Origin of the sequence: Acidithiobacillus albertensis (genome assembly GCF_001931655.1) — a bacterium.
Lineage (GTDB): Bacteria > Pseudomonadota > Gammaproteobacteria > Acidithiobacillales > Acidithiobacillaceae > Acidithiobacillus > Acidithiobacillus thiooxidans.
This window is the reverse complement of sequence record NZ_MOAD01000003.1, coordinates 67,257-82,101: the sequence shown is the minus strand read 5'-3', so window position 1 is coordinate 82,101 and position 14,845 is coordinate 67,257. Positions and strand designations below refer to the sequence as shown.

Here is a 14,845-nt window from a genome sequence, read left to right as displayed (position 1 = left end):
GGGCTGAACAACTGCCGACCGACATTGGCGTGGGAAACACGGTCGTCGTCATAGACATAAACCGCCAATGGCAAACCGCCGCGTGCTTGTAGGGCTACGGAGATTTGTGCAATTCCAGCGGCCATTTGGGCGCCGTTGCCGCCAGCACCGATGAGTGCGACACGGATAGCTCGGTCCATGGGTAGCTTACAGTGATACATTTGATCTCCTTACCCATTTAATGGGATGGTAATTTCCCGCGAAATAAAGCGGGCTGTCAGGGAATATTCCGTTTTATCCATGTTCCCAATGACGATGGCGATCTTGGTGTCTCCAAAATCATCCTTGTTGTCGGTTGGGGAAAAGTAGGCGTCATAACGCCCGTGAGAGTGTATATCCCAGACAAGGGACTCTCCGGGTAGGGAGGCTGGACGGTCATACTGGATGGCATCTGTACTGGTTTTCTGTTCATACCGGACCAGCCGTGCTTCGCGGGTTTCTGGATTCCAGAAAACCCAGCAGCCAATCTCGTTCGGGCAAGCTTCCCGAGCTGCTTCCACGAATTCCTCCATGACGGCACGGGGCAGCCTGGGTAATTCGAGAATCGGGGTGTTGATTGCACCGAAAGGGGTGAGGGCTTCATTGCGAGTAGCTACCGGCTGCAGCAGATACATCCATGGCCGGGATATTTCGACCCAAAGGCCGTTGTTTGCCACCCAAAAGCGTGTACCAGGTTTTTCGGGTTGGCTTATGGGACGCTCCACACTCACGGGAAGCGTGGGGCAAAGAGATTGAATGAATTGGTCTTTATTCATGTTTCCTCCGGTTTAATGGGATGATTTCAAATCTGCCCATTGGTGCAGTTTGTACGGTGTTTTTACGAGCATGGATTCAGGAAATCTGGAGCTTTTCACCTTTATGCGTTCCCGCCAAAAGTTTAGCGCTCCGCCTTTCACCACCCGGTCATAATTGGGGTGACTAAACGCGGAATTGAAAAAGACCTCTTCCCATGCCGCGAGTTGTTCCCGTTCTGCGCCCATTGGCGGGTAATCCGCGTTACCGTGACAAACCACGGTGCTTTCCCAGATGTTGAAGTATGGGGCATAGAACAGCGTGGTTTCCGGAGTTGGTCGTGCGTCTCCTTTTACCGCACAGACAGCCAGCGGATTGTTGGTTTTTTTAGTGTTCAGACGGAACACCAGTGCGGGATGAGCGCACTTTAAGGGGCCTTGCAACGCTTCGTCGCGGGTATTGAAAAAGATGGTTCTTGCCGATTGCCTCGGACACCACCAGATAATTTTACCCGAGTCTTTATACAGAACCTTGTCATCGATAAACTCGGACGACTCGGTGTTGTTCATCAGGCTGCGAAGCAGGCTGATGCTGACAGGCTTGCCAGGTCCTATTTCGGTGCCATTTTCTGTCTGACGTATCTTGTTAAAGGTTACAAATGCGTTTGCATCTGGTATCCCTTTCCCATTGGCGTACAGCAAAAATGCTGCCTGCAGCGACCATTGTGCGGTTCCACTGCCTAACTCAACTCTTATATCCATATTTTCATCTCCTTCAAAGCTTGTTCGTGCCGTTTTAAGGCGCGGAAAAAAGGGAATACATTACGTGGGTGAAGAATAGCCAAGAGGCCGTCGTTTTCGTCCTCTAAAATTTGATCGAGGTTGTCAACGCATTCTTCAATGACGTGCTTGTGATTACGATTGTGCAGTATGACCGCCGGCAGATAACCCACGGTGTATGCCGTGGAAAGCTGGCGTAAGCTGTCGCCCGTTGCTATCACTTTCAATGCTGACTTCGCGATTTGACGGGTTTTTTTCTGGTACTTCTGGCTGGTGATGATATGGATCATCTCCTTGTAATTTGGGCGACTCCATTCAAGATCTGCACCCTCTTTCTTTAGCCATTTGTAGCATTTTGAAAGAGCCTTTCGCATGCTATCGGCTTCGGGCATGTCGAAATACTTTTTGAGATGATTTAATCGCGCATACACGCTATATGCGGTTTCTATTTCTGCGCCGGGACTCCAGGTGCAGGCCCACATGAGTGACTTTTCTTCCTCCGGCGGGAGGTCGGACAAGTCGATGGAGATGCGCGATAGCGGGGCCATAAAAACCTGGACAAGAACCTGGCCCTTTTCAAGCGTATTCCACTCCATCATCTGGGCACCTGATTCTGTCAGCGTCAGGGATGTTTCCTGATTTTCAATCCCCTGAGAGTTTGTGACTGTTCCGCAAAGCATCGAATCAGGCTCCCCAGAGTTCATCGAATCCAGCTCTTTCTGTACGGTTGCGGCCACGCTTCCCGCATTTTCAACTGCTTTATGCCACAAACTTCGTGGTAACATCTCAAAAAATCCGTCTATTCCATCGTCGTCATCATCGTTGATAAAAGACGGATCCTGATTCACTTCAAACATCGTCTGTACGTCAGGTCCTATTCTGAGCATGGCTAATCCTCCACGGACAGGGTTGAAACCAACTCATCGAATATGGCCTGCAATCGCGACCAGACCCGCAGAAAAGTGGTTAGTTTTCTGGTTGGGACAAGGGTTAAATAACGCAGGCTAGTGTCTGCACCCATTTGTGCCGCCATTTCTGCCTCGTCATCAACAAGCTGGCGATGCACAGATCTCATCGCATCTTCCGTTTCGTGATCGCCAGTAAGGATGCACCGGTATCCGTTGTAGAAGCCGGTGATATTGGAGTCCTCAAAAAAATCCAGAGAACGTAATTCCCTTTGCAATATCTCTGCATGAAGCAGGAGTGTTTTGAAAGGTTCTGGAATGACAACCTCTGACTGGGCTGCTTCCAGGTAGAGTTTCAGGTTGGGGTGGAGCTCTTCGTAGACGCGATGTTCCAGGGTGGGTTCGCCGTCTTCAAAGTCCTCAGAAAACGACATAAAAAGCATGTCACCATGCTCATAAACCTCTAACGGATTAGATATCCCCAAACAGTATAATGGGGTGATCCTTCTCAAGATTGCCCCCGGTAGCAGGGGATCTATTTCCGCCAGTTTATCTATGGTTTTCCCGATACCGTAAACAACGGTTTGAGTTACGAACCCCACTATTGAAATAGGCTCTTCGGTTTTTGGCTCCTCTTTAACCATCTCCAGACACATGCCTGGATCGCCAGAAAAACTCGGCAACCAATCCATGAGTTCTGCATAGCGTTCTTCATCAAAAGGCATGATGGTCAGAGTAGATTCATCGACTTCATCACAGGCATATTTGCGTGTGTACGGTTCAAATCCGTCAATGCTCGCTATCCCCGATGCGGGGACTTTCAGTTCAGCCAGTAGCGACAGGGCGTGATGATCCAGTTTTGTGGATGCTGGAAGCATGGCCACAGGCGTTTCAGGGCTCAATGTGAGCATGCTTATCTCCTTACCAAAATAAAGGGTTGATGGCGCTTGATGGCGGGGTGTAGTCCGTTTCTGCCGCAACTTCCGGTATGACGAACACGTACTTCTCCTGTTCAAGCGAAAAAAAACGCCGGCCCAAACTGGATCCGGCGGGCTCGTCTTGGAGAAGGCGCCGAAGCGCCTCCTCCCGTTTGCTGGGTTGATGGGAGGACATGGTGTTTATGCCCCCTTGGTTCCTGCGGCGCGTACAAATTCGTACACCACGGTATCCCCTTCAATCTGGGGACCGCGTATTTCAGCCGTCAGTAACTCTGGATAAAACGCTGCTGCCAGATCGTTTTTGACCTGGGCAGGTGTCGCGCCTTCCGGTGCCGGGAGTTCCACGCCCCCATACATAAACTTTGTTCTCAGTGCTTCCATGATTATTCTCCAAACAAGTCGAAGTTGTCCGCTTCCTTGGCCGTTTCCGAAGAGGCCTTTGCAGGTGCGGGATTGGGGGTTGTTTTTGATCCGGTAGCTGTCTTGGCGGCGGTTTTACTCGCTGCTTTAGCCTTGGCTTCCGCGTCAAGCGCCGCTTTTTGCGACGCCATCTGCTCCTCCAGGGAGCTGCGGGCCGCCATGGTGGTGGCCAGCATTTCCGGAAGTTTGGCGTCCAGCTCCCCCAGTGCACCGGTAAAGCGCACTGGGGTGGTCAACTTTGACCCCTCTCCGGGAATGAGAATGACGGTGCCATTCCCTTCCTTGATTTCCAGAATCATGTTCCATTTTCCGTCGTTCATTTCTGCAAACATTATTTGCTCCTTAGTGAATGGATGAATTGATGATCGCTGCCATGGACCTGGCATTAATCACCGATGTGGGGAAGTCTTCTGCACTGCAAAACTTCTGACGGGTAACCCCATGAGATGTGGTCGTTACTGTCATGTTTTTGCGGTTGATGAAGATTTTGGTTGACCCGTCAAGAACCACTTTGTCCCCCTTTTTCGGGTTGACATCCTGGTAGGTCAGTTCAGATGTGGTTACTCCCAGCAGTTGTGACATTTTCATGGTTTTGCTCCTTTTGATTTACGGGCTTTGCGGCCCTTGCGATGATTGGTAGGTGTACGCTTTTTAATCAGCGTGTTGATAATGGTTTTAACGAGATCTTTTATGATCTCGTGGGTGTTTTCCACGTAGATGTCTTTCAAGGTGAACCCACCAGAAAGACTGAAGCTGACTATCGTAAGCAGGAAGGTGGCGCCATACAGCGACCACCCGCCCCATCCAATAGCGTTAATTTGCTGCAAATGATTTGTCATCATGAACAGCATCGCAGCAAAGATTGGCTTTGCTTTGATTAGCTCCGTTTTCAGGAAGTTGAGTATTTTTTTCATGGCGATTCTCCGCGACATTGACGCAAGCGCCCCGTTGCCTATAGGGTTGGCTCGCAAAAATGGTCACCGGAGAACACAACTATCCCCGCCGGGGGGAGTTTGTTCCCCCAGCGAGGCAAAAGTTACTTCGTTAAGATGGTTGGGTCAGGCTTGTTTATGGCCTGATTTGAGAGACGTGTTTCCTGTTGGCATGACGTACAGAATGCCCAGGCCAATCACGCCGACGACAATGCACTCGGCAGCGATTACCCAATGCCAGACTAATGCAGCAATGAATGCCGCTGGCAGGAATAGAGAACAGATGATCCCTGCTATAACCAACAGCTTTTTCTGTGTAGCGGGATCTTGCAGCGACAGTTTGCCTGTAATCTGCAAGATGGCCAGACCGAGGACTCCTACAAGTAGAGAGCCGGATGCAACCAGCCAGTTCCCGAGAACAGCTGCAGTGAGCGCTGTAACCAAGAACGTGGAGAATACATCTCCCACGGCTACCATTAACCGCTTCATCTTCTCCTTTTTTTTCATCATCGCTTTGCTCCTTAATTCAGGGACATTACCTGTGGAACAATGCCCTTAAAATCAAACCCTTTCCCTTCGGCCAGCATGATTTCACTGATGCAATCTGCTTTCTTCCCCGAGAACATCTTTGGGGTGGTCGGCAGCGCGATTTCTGTGGCCAAAAGTTCCAGATCGTTCTTGGTCAGCAGGGCGAGAAACTCCTCGTTGATCTGCCAGTAGTCCGCAAGGCGAACACCCAAGGATTCCATAATCTCACGAAATGGCGTTTGTTCCAATGCCATTACAATAGCATAGGCTAAAGCCTGGCGAATTTGGCCGTGCTTTTTTTCTGCTTTTGCATCCGGGCAAGCCGTATTCCAGACATCGGATACGGACGGAGAATTGCCGAAAATCGCTTTTGCGGCTTCGGTAATTTTGGCATTGGCGACATTTTTGGTCGTGACTGCCGTAATAATGATGGCAGTGGCGATCTCAGGGTCGTTTTCGATGATGAATTTTTTGGCTGCCACGTTCCAGGCATTACGGCGGTACGTTATCAAACTGCCAGAAGGCATGATTTTGTCTGAGCGCACCGTTTTTTCCTGGGTTTTCTGGCTTGAGGCCGTTGTGTGGGTAGAACCTGCAGCTGAGCTAACCGTTGTTGCGGTTTGCGGCTGCGGGGCTGGTTTGTTACTGACGGCGAAGGCTGCGACCTTTTTCTGGTTACAGGCCAGATCAAAGCAGAGTCCTTCACTCACTTCACCTAATGACGCCGGGCTTTCGCTGACGCCAGCGCCGAAATTAGCACAAGCCTGACAAGCGACGAAAGCTTCGTCACCCACCGTTTCGGCGCCAACAGGCGTATAGGTTCCTTCATTTTCTGCGGATACCAGTTTAACCACAGGATACTTGCTTTCGAGTTTTGATGCTCGCAGTTGCAGTTCTTCCTTGGTTTTTTCGGAAAAACAGTTGACCCCGGTGCAGCGGCCACTATCGACCGTTTCTGCAAAGAGGCTGGACTGCTGATCCGAGTTGTACTGACACGTCGCGCAATCCGTCTTGTCGAAAATGGCTGATGCCAATTCCTGCGCGATGTTGTTGATGGATTTCTTGAGATCCGCTACCGAGATATTCTTCCCGATGACCGATCCCAAGGCTTTTTGCTGTTTTTCCTTGCCGATCGTGGCGAGGAGTTCCGCGTGTCCCAATAGGATCTTGCGTTCGTCCAGCGCCTGAGCGACGTCAGGGTGGCAGGCTTGAAGCGCCAGGCGGCGCTTCAAGAATTCGGGTTTCCACCCGAGCAGTCGGGAGGCTTCGTCCATGTCACCTTTGAGGCGCATGACCAGCGCATAAGCCGCCCGGGATTCTTCCGTCGGGCTCATGTCAGCGCGGAGGGTATTCTCCACGAGGCTGGCCACTTCGACATCAATGTCTTCATCGTCGGGAATGGTCGCGGGAATTTCCGAGTCTTCCCCGTAAATTTCCCGCCAGGCACGTAAGCGCCGTTCCCCGGCGATGAGCTGAAAGGACCCATCCCCCTGGTCTTTGAGTACAATGGGCTGTAATAACCCGATGCTTTCAATGCTGTTTTTCAGGTCCTCCATCTCTGAGGGATCAAAAAAACGGCGGGGATTGTGGCCTACAGTGATGTTCTGCGTTGCAACTTTCATTGCTTACTCCTTTTGAAAAAAGGCCTTTCGGCCTTGTGTGTGAGAGATTTTTATTGCCAATTGGCAATATTATCCTGGCCACACGTCCCATAAGATGGGAGGTGTGGCGATAATTAATGTAAAACAATATGTTGCGGAGTTCGCTGAGCGTGGCGTCCTGAGAGTCAGGGTGCAGTTTTAGCTCAGCTTTTCGGTGTGCGGTTTAACTAGCTCTTGCGAGCAATGATCCAGACCAGGCCGCCCATTAAGATGAGAGGGGTGGCGAGGATAGTCGCAAAAAACAATACTTCATTGAGCATGATGTCCTCCTTATGAGAAAAGGAGCACAGTTCTATCCCGATTAGGAGCTAAAATGGTGCCCCTATGGGTTGATATTGCGTCGTCGTTACCCAATCGACGGTCTGATTCAAAAGAATCTGGGTGGTAGAGACTATGAATTTACGCTCATTATCGCTTATGGGTCAAGTCTTCTGCGGCGCTTTTTGTGGTTTGGAACCCGGCTATGGTCCATTGTTTGGCTGTCGCAACAAGATTTGAGGTGGATACGGGGCCGTTACTGGCGCTTACCGCAAATCCAACCGCGAGCAAAACCAGAATCCCGATGAATGCGATTTTGAGTAGTCCGCGCAGAATCCGCCAGCCGACATAGAGAACGATGGCGATGAGGATTACGGCAAAGATTGGGCTTAACTCGGAGGACATGATGGGATTCCTGCAGTATTTGCCCTCATTATTTGACTTCCTCCCCGCCCTAAAGGACGAGGATTCCTAACTTCGCAATCAGGACTTTCTGATTCACTGAGATCAGCCTGTTATACCGTACGGTACAGCAGGGCTTATGTTCTCTCCACAGACTAGCTCCGCCAGCCCGGCGGTTAGCACATTGCGAGCGGCGTTGATGTCCCGATCATGGTTAGAACCACATTCTGGACATGTCCACTTGCGGATGTTCATCGGCATCTTGGAAACGGTATGGCCACAATCCGAACAACGTTTGCTACTCGGATAGAAGCGGTCAATGCCGATCAAGGTTCTGCCGTACCACTTTGCTTTGTACTCCAACTGCCGTACAAACTCGCTCCATCCAGAATCACTAATAGACTTGGCGAGACAGTGGTTTTTCTGCATGTTGGATACCGCAAGGCTTTCCACAGCGATGACTTGGTTCTCATCAATCAACCGAGTGGAAAGTTTGTGCAAATAATCCCTGCGGGTATCTGCGATCTTTGCATGTAAGCGTGCAACCTTTAATTTCGCTTTGGCTCGGTTGCTGGAGCCTTTCTGCTTCTTGCTCAAACGGCGTTGTAGCTTAACCAGCTTGGTTTCGTTCTGGCGCAAGATTTTGGGTGGTGCAATCTTTTCTCCATTGGACAGGATCGCAAAGTGAGTCAGGCCCAGGTCTATGCCGATCTGACTATTCACCGGAGCTTTTTGGCTCACCGCATCCTCACATAGGAAGCTGACGAAGTATCGCCCTGCGGTATCTTTGCTGACGGTTACGGTGGTTATCTTGGCGGCTTTAGGAATGGTACGGGAGAACCGCATAGCCAGCGGTTCGTTCATCTTGGCGAGTTTTAGGGTTTTGCCATCCCATCTGAAAGCCGCATCTGTATAGGCCGCAGACTGTTTGTCATTTTTGCGTTTGAACGTCGGGTACCCAGAATGTTTTGCAAAGAAGTTCCCGAACGCCGTTTGTAGGTGGCGTATAGCTTGCTGCAAAGGCACGCTGGAGACATCATTGAGCCATTCATAGTCAGGCATCTGCTTCATGATGGTGAGTGCAGCAGACGTTTCATGATAACTGATGGATTCGTGTCGCTTCATCCATGCGTCTGAGCGTAGCCTGAGCATGTGGTTGTAGATGAATCGAGCGCAACCGAACGTCCGAGCCAAAATGGTTGCCTGTTCGGAAGTAGGGTAGAACCTGAATCGGTAAGCCCGTTTGATGTCCATGGGAAGTATTTTTACCAAAAAGCGCGAAAAGCCCCGGCGTTCAGGCCGGGGATGGATAGCGCGGCGGCGAGACGGCTCAACGCCGTCGAAGCCGTCTGCCTACCGATAAATTTTGCCAGCCAATGGCTGTAACTGTATAATTATACACCATGCTGATTCGCAAAGCCGTGCGCTACCGTCTCGAAACCACTCCGGAGCAGGAAAATCTTCTGGCCCGTGCGGTCGGCTGCGTGCGCTTCGTCTGGAACCGGGCGCTGGCCGTGCAGAAGAGCTATCTCGATCATCATTGCGGCACCTTGAATTATGCCGGCCTGTGCGAACTGCTCACGTCCTGGCGCAATTCGGAAGCCTTTGGGTTTCTCGCAGAATCCCCGTCGATGCCGCAACAGCAGACACTCAGATATCTGACGCAGGCGTTGAAAGAGGCGTTTAATAAGAATTCAGTCAAAAGATTTCCGAATTTCAAAAAGAAGTTCGCCCACGACAGTATGCGCTACCCGGAACCGGGTCATATTCACTTTGATCTGAAGCCTGTTGATCGGGATGGCCGCAAGGTGCTTCCCAAAATCTTCCTGCCATGTATTGGCTGGGTGAAATTTCGCAAATCCTGCGTTATCGGCGGCGAAATCCGCAATGTCACCGTCAGCCGGGCGGGAGGTCACTGGTATGTCGCCATACAGACCGAAAAGGAAGTACCGGACCCCGTGCATCCCTCCACTACGGCGGTCGGTGGCGACCGGGGAGTAGCGAACCTGCTTACATTGTCCGATGGCACCATGTTTCTGCCGGTTACCGCTTATCGGGATCTGCAAAAAAAGATTACGCGGGAGCAAAGAAAGCTCGCGCACAAAGTGAAGTTTTCGGCCAACTGGAAGAAACAGAAGGCCAAAATCACGCGATTGCATCAGCGTATCGCTGAGATTCGCAAGACCGTACTGCACCAGGTCAGCACCGCCATCAGCAAAAACCACGCGCTGGTAGTGCTGGAAGACCTGAAAGTACGGAACATGACAGCATCCGCAAAGGGTACCGTGGATAAACCCGGACGCAATATCCGGCAGAAATCAGGATTGAACAAATCCATTCTCGACCAGGGATGGAGCCTGCTCAAACGGATACTGGACTATAAGCTCCAGTGGGCCGGTGGCATGCTATTTTTAGTGAATCCGGCTTATACCTCGCAAACCTGTTCGGTTTGCGGTGTGGTGGATGCCGGAAATCGCTCCGATCAGGCGGTATTCCATTGCCTGCACTGTGGGCATGAAGCACATGCCGACGTGAATGCGGCACAGAACATCCTCGCAAGAGGACTAGCAACCTCACATGGGGTTGCGTCAACGGCAGGGCTTGCCGGGGTAGTCTGTTCTCCAGAGTAACGGGGAGTTGCATTGTCTCAAAAGAGGCAATGCAATCGAAGCGGCTGAAGTCAGGCCGCTGCTGGCAGAAAGGAATCCTCGTCCTTCAGGGCGAGGAGGAAGTCAAACAATTCTGTTTTTTGTGTAAAGCACTTCATAGTCGCGCTGTCCATACCCGCCCTGAACGGCGGGGTTTTCCGCGCATTCCGATAACAAAAAACCCCGGCAGCTTCCGGGGTTTCCTTGAGTGTGCGCCGGCTTACGCCGTTTTTCTGGTCCGCGTGGTAGCTTTTCTCGGTGCTGTTACCTTCTTCTTTGATTCGTTGTCCTTGCGAATCGCTGCTGAGTGGACGGCGCGTGTCGTCCGCCAGGAATTTTTCCCGGCTTCGCTGAGTGCATCAATGCTGGTTTGGCCTTTGTTGAGTGCTTCAAGGCTAAACAACGCCATTCCCAGAACCGTTTCCATGGTAATTTGATGCCCGGAAAATGCTTTTTTGACCTGTGGAATAGCCTTGGAGAGCTGTGCAACGGTCATCGCTTTACGGCCAAACTTGAGCTCACGGATGCGATCCGCAAGCATTTTTTCCTGTTCCTGACGTTTGGCCAGCAACGCTTCCAACTCTGCTACGCGCTCAGCCGTGCTGCGACGATGACGACGACGTACTACTTTATCCGTGTTCCGCTCCATGATGTATCCCTCGCATAAAGAGTTAATAAAAATTCGTGCTATGATAATAAAACATTCTCGAAAAATTGTAATGGGGTTTTAGATGCGCTTCATTTTTTTGTTTTTCGCCGTTATTTATCCTGTTTTTTCCTTTTCTGCTACTAAATGTGTTCCTGTTTCTACGCCAAATTACTTTACAGGCCCGGGTGCTCCACATCTAATATGCCGTTTTCATGGGCCTTTTGGATTGTATGGCTGGCTAGTTTCAAAAGGCGAGCGTGGACGGGTGATCTACTACTCGACGACCAAGGACGGTCAGGTTTTTTTCCGTGGCCCTATTTATAATCGTTTCGGGTTACCAGTTTCTCCTAATATTTATGTTGCTAAAAGAGGACAAAGGTAACAAAGAAGTTACATATTTATAAGCATTTTATGACAAAGTTTTTTGTCTTTAGTCGGCTTTCGGTTTTTTTGTCGTTTCAGCCTGGCTCTGTTCGGGTGTGATCCCAGTGCGGTACTGAGTTGCCGCGTGGGCTGATTTTATGGCATTATCATGCCTTCAACCATCCATCTTTACTTCCGTAAAGAAAACCGCCGAACGGATACCGGCGACGCAATAGGCCTTTTCTGGCTTTCACAGTGCTGCATTTTTGCGGCTTTCTGTTGTATTTTCTGGCGCAGTTTCTATGGAGGAAGGGCTCGACACGGTTGCGTTTACGCGCCGCGTGTTACTGTGTCCGTCGTTTAGACGTGCCCTGCATTTTTTATGTTACAAATTCAAAAACGGGACGGTTCATTGGTCCCTTTCGACGCAGCAAAAATCCAAAATGCCATCATTATGGCTATTCTGAAAGACCAAAATGGCGTTTATCGGACCGGACCCACGCTGTCGGCGTCTGGTCGCGACATCGCCCAGACCGTCACCGCGAAGGTTCTTGAGGTTCTGAATAACCGTCCCAACGATGGGGTCCTCTTCATCGAGGACGTGCAGGATCAGGTAGAGCTGGCTTTCATGCGGGCCGGTGAACATCGTATTGCCCGGGACTATGTGTTGTTCCGCGAAAAACAGGCTGAAGAGCGAAAAGCCCATTCTGCCGATCATGAGCGTGAAGGGGTGGAAACCGATGTTGGATTCCGTGCCTATTCGGATATTCGTTCAGATCTGGTGGATTGGGCGCCCGGACTTTTGGGGCATTCATCCCCTTTGAAAGATCGATTGGATGCGGTTTTTTCGGAAATGCGTCGCGCTTTGTATGCCGGCATCACTCTGAAAGAAATGCGTAGTGCGGGCATTATGGCTGCACGCACGCTGGTTGAACGTGATCCGATTTATAGCCGGGTGGCCAGCGCGTTTCTGGTCACATCGATTCGGGATGAAGCGCGGGCTGTCCTGGACATGCCCAACGATACCCCGTTTTCTTACAATGACTATCTGTCAAATTATGTTCATTTCGGCATTGAGGTTGGGCGGCTTGATCCTGATCTTGATCCGGATTTAGCCTTATTTGATCTGGATTTTCTTGCTACAAAAATCGTGGATAGTCGTGATTTTGACTTTGAATATCTCGGTATGCAGATTCTATATGATCGCTACCTGATCCATCATCGTGATGCCCGTTTTGAAACGCCGCAAGCTTTGTGGATGCGGGTGGCTATGGGGCTTGCTCTTGCGGAAAAGCCGGAGGATCGCAATAGCGCAGCTGCATCGTTCTACGAGATCCTTTCTACTTTCCGGTTTGTCAGTTCCACACCAACGCTGTTTAACGCAGGAACTACGCACCCACAGTTGTCCAGTTGCTTCTTGACAACGGTTCCTGATGATCTGGATGGCATTTTTGAAGCCATCAAAGAAAATGCCCTGCTGTCCAAGTTTAGCGGCGGTTTGGGTAACGACTGGACGCCGGTGCGTTCTCTTGGGTCTTACATCAAGGGGACCAATGGCAAGTCCCAGGGCATCGTGCCCTTTCTCAAGGTGGCCAACGATACGGCGGTCGCTGTGAATCAGGGAGGTAAGCGTAAAGGTGCTGTCTGCGCTTATCTGGAAACCTGGCACATGGATATCGAGGAGTTCCTTGAATTGCGTAAGAACACCGGTGATGATCGGCGTCGCACGCATGATATGAACACGGCTAACTGGATCCCTGACCTGTTTATGGAGCGCGTCGAGCGCGATGAGGAATGGACCCTGTTTAGTCCCGTGGATGTGCCTGATCTGCATGATTTGTATGGTCAGGAATTTACGGCTCGATATATTGCCCATGAAAAACGGGCAGAACGTGGTTCTATCGCGTTCAAAAAAGTGTCCGCCGTTCAGTTGTGGCGGAAGATGCTGACGATGATCTTTGAAACGGGTCATCCATGGATTACCTTCAAGGATGCCTGCAATCTGCGTAATCCTCAGCAGCATGACGGGGTGGTGCATAGCTCCAATCTGTGTACGGAAATCACCCTGAATACCAATGCCCAGGAAACGGCGGTTTGCAACCTGGGATCCATCAACTTGTTGGCGCATGTTATTCCGCCCGAAAGTCTCGAATTGTGTGAGCATTTTGAGGGTTCACGGGATGAGTTCATGCATCGCTACATGGATATCGACGCCCTGAACATCACGGTGACTACAGCTATGCAGATGTTGGATAACGTCATCTCCATGAACTGGTATGCCACTGAAAAGGGGCGTTTCAGTAATTCCCGGCATCGCCCGGTCGGTTTGGGCATGATGGGTGTAGCAGATGCGCTTGCGACCTTGCGTATTCCTTACGCTTCAGAGGCTGCAGTATTGTTCAGCGATGTTTCCCAGGAAATCATTAGCTACCTGGCTATCAATGCCTCAGCATCCCTGGCTCGTCAGCGTGGGTCTTACGAATCTTTTGAAGGTTCATTGTGGAGCCAGGGTATTTTACCTGTGGACTCCATTCGTCTGCGTAATGGTTCGGGACGTTTTGAAATGGATGACGAGAGTTCTCAAACGATCGTGTGGGACTCTTTGCGTGAGTTCGTCAAAGGCGGGATGCGAAATAGTAATTGTCTGGCGATTGCGCCAACAGCGACGATTTCCAATATCTCTGGCGTGAGTCAGGGTATTGATCCCATCTATCAGAATCTTCATGTCAAATCGAATCTTTCCGGGGAGTTTACGGTAGTCAATCGTGCGATGGTGGAAGATCTGAAACGGCTTGGGCTCTGGGATGAAGTCATGGTGAATGATCTGAAATACTTTGACGGTAGCCTCGGCCCGATAGATCGGGTTCCGGAGCCTCTGAAAAAGTTGTATGCCACCGCTTTTGAAGTGGGTGTCGATGATCAGGGCAATGACTGGCTTGTTCGCTGTGCGGCAAAACGTCAGAAATGGATTGACCAGGCTATCAGCTTAAATCTGTATATGGCGCAAGCCTCTGGCGTGAAGATTGATCGTTTGTATCGGCAGGCCTGGCGCTCAGGGCTAAAAACGACTTATTACCTGCGTAGCCTGGGAGCCACTGCAGCTGAGAAGTCCACGGTGCAAAACGGCGGTCGGCTGAATGCGGTTGCCGGCGTGCAGCCCAAGTCTTGCGGAATTGAAGATGGATCCTGCGAAGCTTGCAGTTGATGTGATTTTCCATGGCGGGATAACTCGCCATTTACAAAAGGTTTTATCATGAATATGAATCACTTTATATCGGTCTGGTTGCCTCGTGATGAGGGAAACGGTCGTCGAATAGGGCTTATTTCTGATGATGCATTCGTCAGGGACATCCCGGATGGTTTCACGGAGTTCGAAATCCGTGGTGATGATGGCTGTCGTTGCTGGATGTCTGCTGAACACACGGCTACCATTTTGTGTGTTTCTGGTGTCCTCGAACTCAGTTTTTTTCTGAATAAAGAGGCATTTTTGCAGGATATTTCGGCAATCACCGCTGGCCGAGTGACACTTCATTAACTGAGGTTTTCTACGATCCCCCCATTGCGCTTGTGCGTATGGGGGTTTTTTTGTGC

18 protein-coding genes are annotated in these 14,845 nt (G+C 50.6%); 4 read left to right on the top strand and 14 right to left on the bottom strand.

Translation table 11 applies throughout. The features are described 5' to 3' along the window. The 13 genes from BLW97_RS15015 to tnpB form a co-directional block, all read right to left on the bottom strand. A partial coding sequence (locus BLW97_RS15015) for a ubiquitin-activating E1 family protein (RefSeq protein WP_207650627.1) occupies positions 1-200 on the bottom strand: 200 nt, incomplete at its 3' end. Positions 201-209: 9 nt separating this feature from the next. Next, the gene (locus tag BLW97_RS15010; protein ID WP_075323776.1) at positions 210-794 is read right to left on the bottom strand and encodes a PRTRC system protein A; all 585 of its coding nucleotides are present in this window, start codon (positions 792-794) and stop codon (positions 210-212) included. A 12-nt stretch (positions 795-806) separates the two neighbouring features. Continuing rightward, positions 807-1,532 carry a PRTRC system protein B gene (locus BLW97_RS15005; protein WP_075323775.1) on the bottom strand — a complete coding sequence of 242 codons (726 nt, stop codon included), beginning with the start codon at positions 1,530-1,532 and terminating at the stop codon, positions 807-809. After that, positions 1,523-2,437 carry a hypothetical protein gene (locus tag BLW97_RS15000; protein ID WP_075323774.1) on the bottom strand — a complete coding sequence of 305 codons (915 nt, stop codon included), beginning with the start codon at positions 2,435-2,437 and terminating at the stop codon, positions 1,523-1,525. The genes BLW97_RS15005 and BLW97_RS15000 overlap by 10 nt, the downstream gene beginning before the upstream one ends. A 2-nt stretch (positions 2,438-2,439) precedes the next feature. Continuing rightward, the gene (locus BLW97_RS14995; RefSeq protein WP_143214930.1) at positions 2,440-3,333 is read right to left on the bottom strand and encodes a hypothetical protein; all 894 of its coding nucleotides are present in this window, start codon (positions 3,331-3,333) and stop codon (positions 2,440-2,442) included. A 240-nt stretch (positions 3,334-3,573) separates the two neighbouring features. Next, positions 3,574-3,774, bottom strand: coding sequence for a PRTRC system protein C (locus tag BLW97_RS14985; protein ID WP_031570853.1), 201 nt, complete (start codon positions 3,772-3,774; stop codon positions 3,574-3,576). A 2-nt stretch (positions 3,775-3,776) separates the two neighbouring features. Continuing rightward, positions 3,777-4,145, bottom strand: a complete 369-nt coding sequence (locus BLW97_RS14980) for a PRTRC system protein E (protein ID WP_031570851.1) — start codon at positions 4,143-4,145, stop codon at positions 3,777-3,779. A gap of 10 nt (positions 4,146-4,155) precedes the next feature. Then, entirely contained in the window at positions 4,156-4,401 is a 246-nt protein-coding gene (locus tag BLW97_RS14975; RefSeq protein WP_031570849.1) for a hypothetical protein, read from the bottom strand. After that, on the bottom strand, positions 4,398-4,727 hold the full coding sequence (locus tag BLW97_RS14970) for a hypothetical protein (RefSeq protein WP_075323773.1): 330 nt from the start codon (positions 4,725-4,727) through the stop codon (positions 4,398-4,400). Before BLW97_RS14970 ends, BLW97_RS14975 begins: the two co-directional genes overlap by 4 nt. Positions 4,728-4,871: 144 nt before the next feature. Continuing rightward, positions 4,872-5,255, bottom strand: a complete 384-nt coding sequence (locus BLW97_RS14965; RefSeq protein WP_031570845.1) for a hypothetical protein — start codon at positions 5,253-5,255, stop codon at positions 4,872-4,874. Between the two features lie 11 nt (positions 5,256-5,266). Continuing rightward, complete coding sequence (locus BLW97_RS14960) at positions 5,267-6,895, bottom strand: PRTRC system ParB family protein (RefSeq protein WP_051690513.1); 1,629 nt, start codon at positions 6,893-6,895, stop codon at positions 5,267-5,269. Between the two features lie 447 nt (positions 6,896-7,342). After that, entirely contained in the window at positions 7,343-7,597 is a 255-nt protein-coding gene (locus BLW97_RS14955) for a hypothetical protein (RefSeq protein ID WP_031570841.1), read from the bottom strand. 102 nt (positions 7,598-7,699) lie between these two features. Next, positions 7,700-8,848, bottom strand: coding sequence for an IS200/IS605 family element RNA-guided endonuclease TnpB (tnpB, locus tag BLW97_RS14950; RefSeq protein ID WP_031570839.1), 1,149 nt, complete (start codon positions 8,846-8,848; stop codon positions 7,700-7,702). A gap of 149 nt (positions 8,849-8,997) precedes the next feature. Between tnpB and BLW97_RS14945 the strand changes: the two genes are divergently transcribed. Then, positions 8,998-10,224 (top strand): RNA-guided endonuclease InsQ/TnpB family protein, encoded by a 1,227-nt coding sequence (locus BLW97_RS14945; protein WP_075323772.1) that lies wholly within the window; start codon positions 8,998-9,000, stop codon positions 10,222-10,224. A 238-nt stretch (positions 10,225-10,462) separates the two neighbouring features. Here the strand turns inward: BLW97_RS14945 and BLW97_RS14940 are convergent, their stop codons facing one another. Continuing rightward, the gene (locus BLW97_RS14940; RefSeq protein ID WP_031570918.1) at positions 10,463-10,891 is read right to left on the bottom strand and encodes a hypothetical protein; all 429 of its coding nucleotides are present in this window, start codon (positions 10,889-10,891) and stop codon (positions 10,463-10,465) included. A gap of 82 nt (positions 10,892-10,973) precedes the next feature. On the opposite strand from BLW97_RS14940, the gene BLW97_RS19510 reads away from it, so the two are divergent. The 3 genes from BLW97_RS19510 (at position 10,974) to BLW97_RS14930 (ending at position 14,789) form a co-directional block, all read left to right on the top strand. Continuing rightward, positions 10,974-11,273: a hypothetical protein gene (locus tag BLW97_RS19510; protein ID WP_155270464.1), complete on the top strand. Its 300-nt coding sequence runs from the start codon at positions 10,974-10,976 to the stop codon at positions 11,271-11,273. A 363-nt stretch (positions 11,274-11,636) separates the two neighbouring features. Continuing rightward, positions 11,637-14,459, top strand: coding sequence for a ribonucleoside-diphosphate reductase subunit alpha (locus BLW97_RS14935; protein WP_051690520.1), 2,823 nt, complete (start codon positions 11,637-11,639; stop codon positions 14,457-14,459). 48 nt (positions 14,460-14,507) lie between these two features. Next, positions 14,508-14,789, top strand: a complete 282-nt coding sequence (locus BLW97_RS14930; protein ID WP_031570922.1) for a hypothetical protein — start codon at positions 14,508-14,510, stop codon at positions 14,787-14,789. The last annotated feature ends 56 nt before the right edge of the window (positions 14,790-14,845 follow it).

Coding starts and splice junctions, on each gene's coding strand:
- BLW97_RS15010 (WP_075323776.1), bottom strand. CDS start 794: ATGAATAAAGACCAATTCATTCAATCTCTTTGCCCCACGCTTCCCGTG.
- BLW97_RS15005 (WP_075323775.1), bottom strand. CDS start 1,532: ATGGATATAAGAGTTGAGTTAGGCAGTGGAACCGCACAATGGTCGCTG.
- BLW97_RS15000 (WP_075323774.1), bottom strand. CDS start 2,437: ATGCTCAGAATAGGACCTGACGTACAGACGATGTTTGAAGTGAATCAG.
- BLW97_RS14995 (WP_143214930.1), bottom strand. CDS start 3,333: ATGCTTCCAGCATCCACAAAACTGGATCATCACGCCCTGTCGCTACTG.
- BLW97_RS14985 (WP_031570853.1), bottom strand. CDS start 3,774: ATGGAAGCACTGAGAACAAAGTTTATGTATGGGGGCGTGGAACTCCCG.
- BLW97_RS14980 (WP_031570851.1), bottom strand. CDS start 4,145: ATGTTTGCAGAAATGAACGACGGAAAATGGAACATGATTCTGGAAATC.
- BLW97_RS14975 (WP_031570849.1), bottom strand. CDS start 4,401: ATGAAAATGTCACAACTGCTGGGAGTAACCACATCTGAACTGACCTAC.
- BLW97_RS14970 (WP_075323773.1), bottom strand. CDS start 4,727: ATGAAAAAAATACTCAACTTCCTGAAAACGGAGCTAATCAAAGCAAAG.
- BLW97_RS14965 (WP_031570845.1), bottom strand. CDS start 5,255: ATGATGAAAAAAAAGGAGAAGATGAAGCGGTTAATGGTAGCCGTGGGA.
- BLW97_RS14960 (WP_051690513.1), bottom strand. CDS start 6,895: ATGAAAGTTGCAACGCAGAACATCACTGTAGGCCACAATCCCCGCCGT.
- BLW97_RS14955 (WP_031570841.1), bottom strand. CDS start 7,597: ATGTCCTCCGAGTTAAGCCCAATCTTTGCCGTAATCCTCATCGCCATC.
- tnpB (WP_031570839.1), bottom strand. CDS start 8,848: ATGGACATCAAACGGGCTTACCGATTCAGGTTCTACCCTACTTCCGAA.
- BLW97_RS14945 (WP_075323772.1), top strand. CDS start 8,998: ATGCTGATTCGCAAAGCCGTGCGCTACCGTCTCGAAACCACTCCGGAG.
- BLW97_RS14940 (WP_031570918.1), bottom strand. CDS start 10,891: ATGGAGCGGAACACGGATAAAGTAGTACGTCGTCGTCATCGTCGCAGC.
- BLW97_RS19510 (WP_155270464.1), top strand. CDS start 10,974: ATGCGCTTCATTTTTTTGTTTTTCGCCGTTATTTATCCTGTTTTTTCC.
- BLW97_RS14935 (WP_051690520.1), top strand. CDS start 11,637: ATGTTACAAATTCAAAAACGGGACGGTTCATTGGTCCCTTTCGACGCA.
- BLW97_RS14930 (WP_031570922.1), top strand. CDS start 14,508: ATGAATATGAATCACTTTATATCGGTCTGGTTGCCTCGTGATGAGGGA.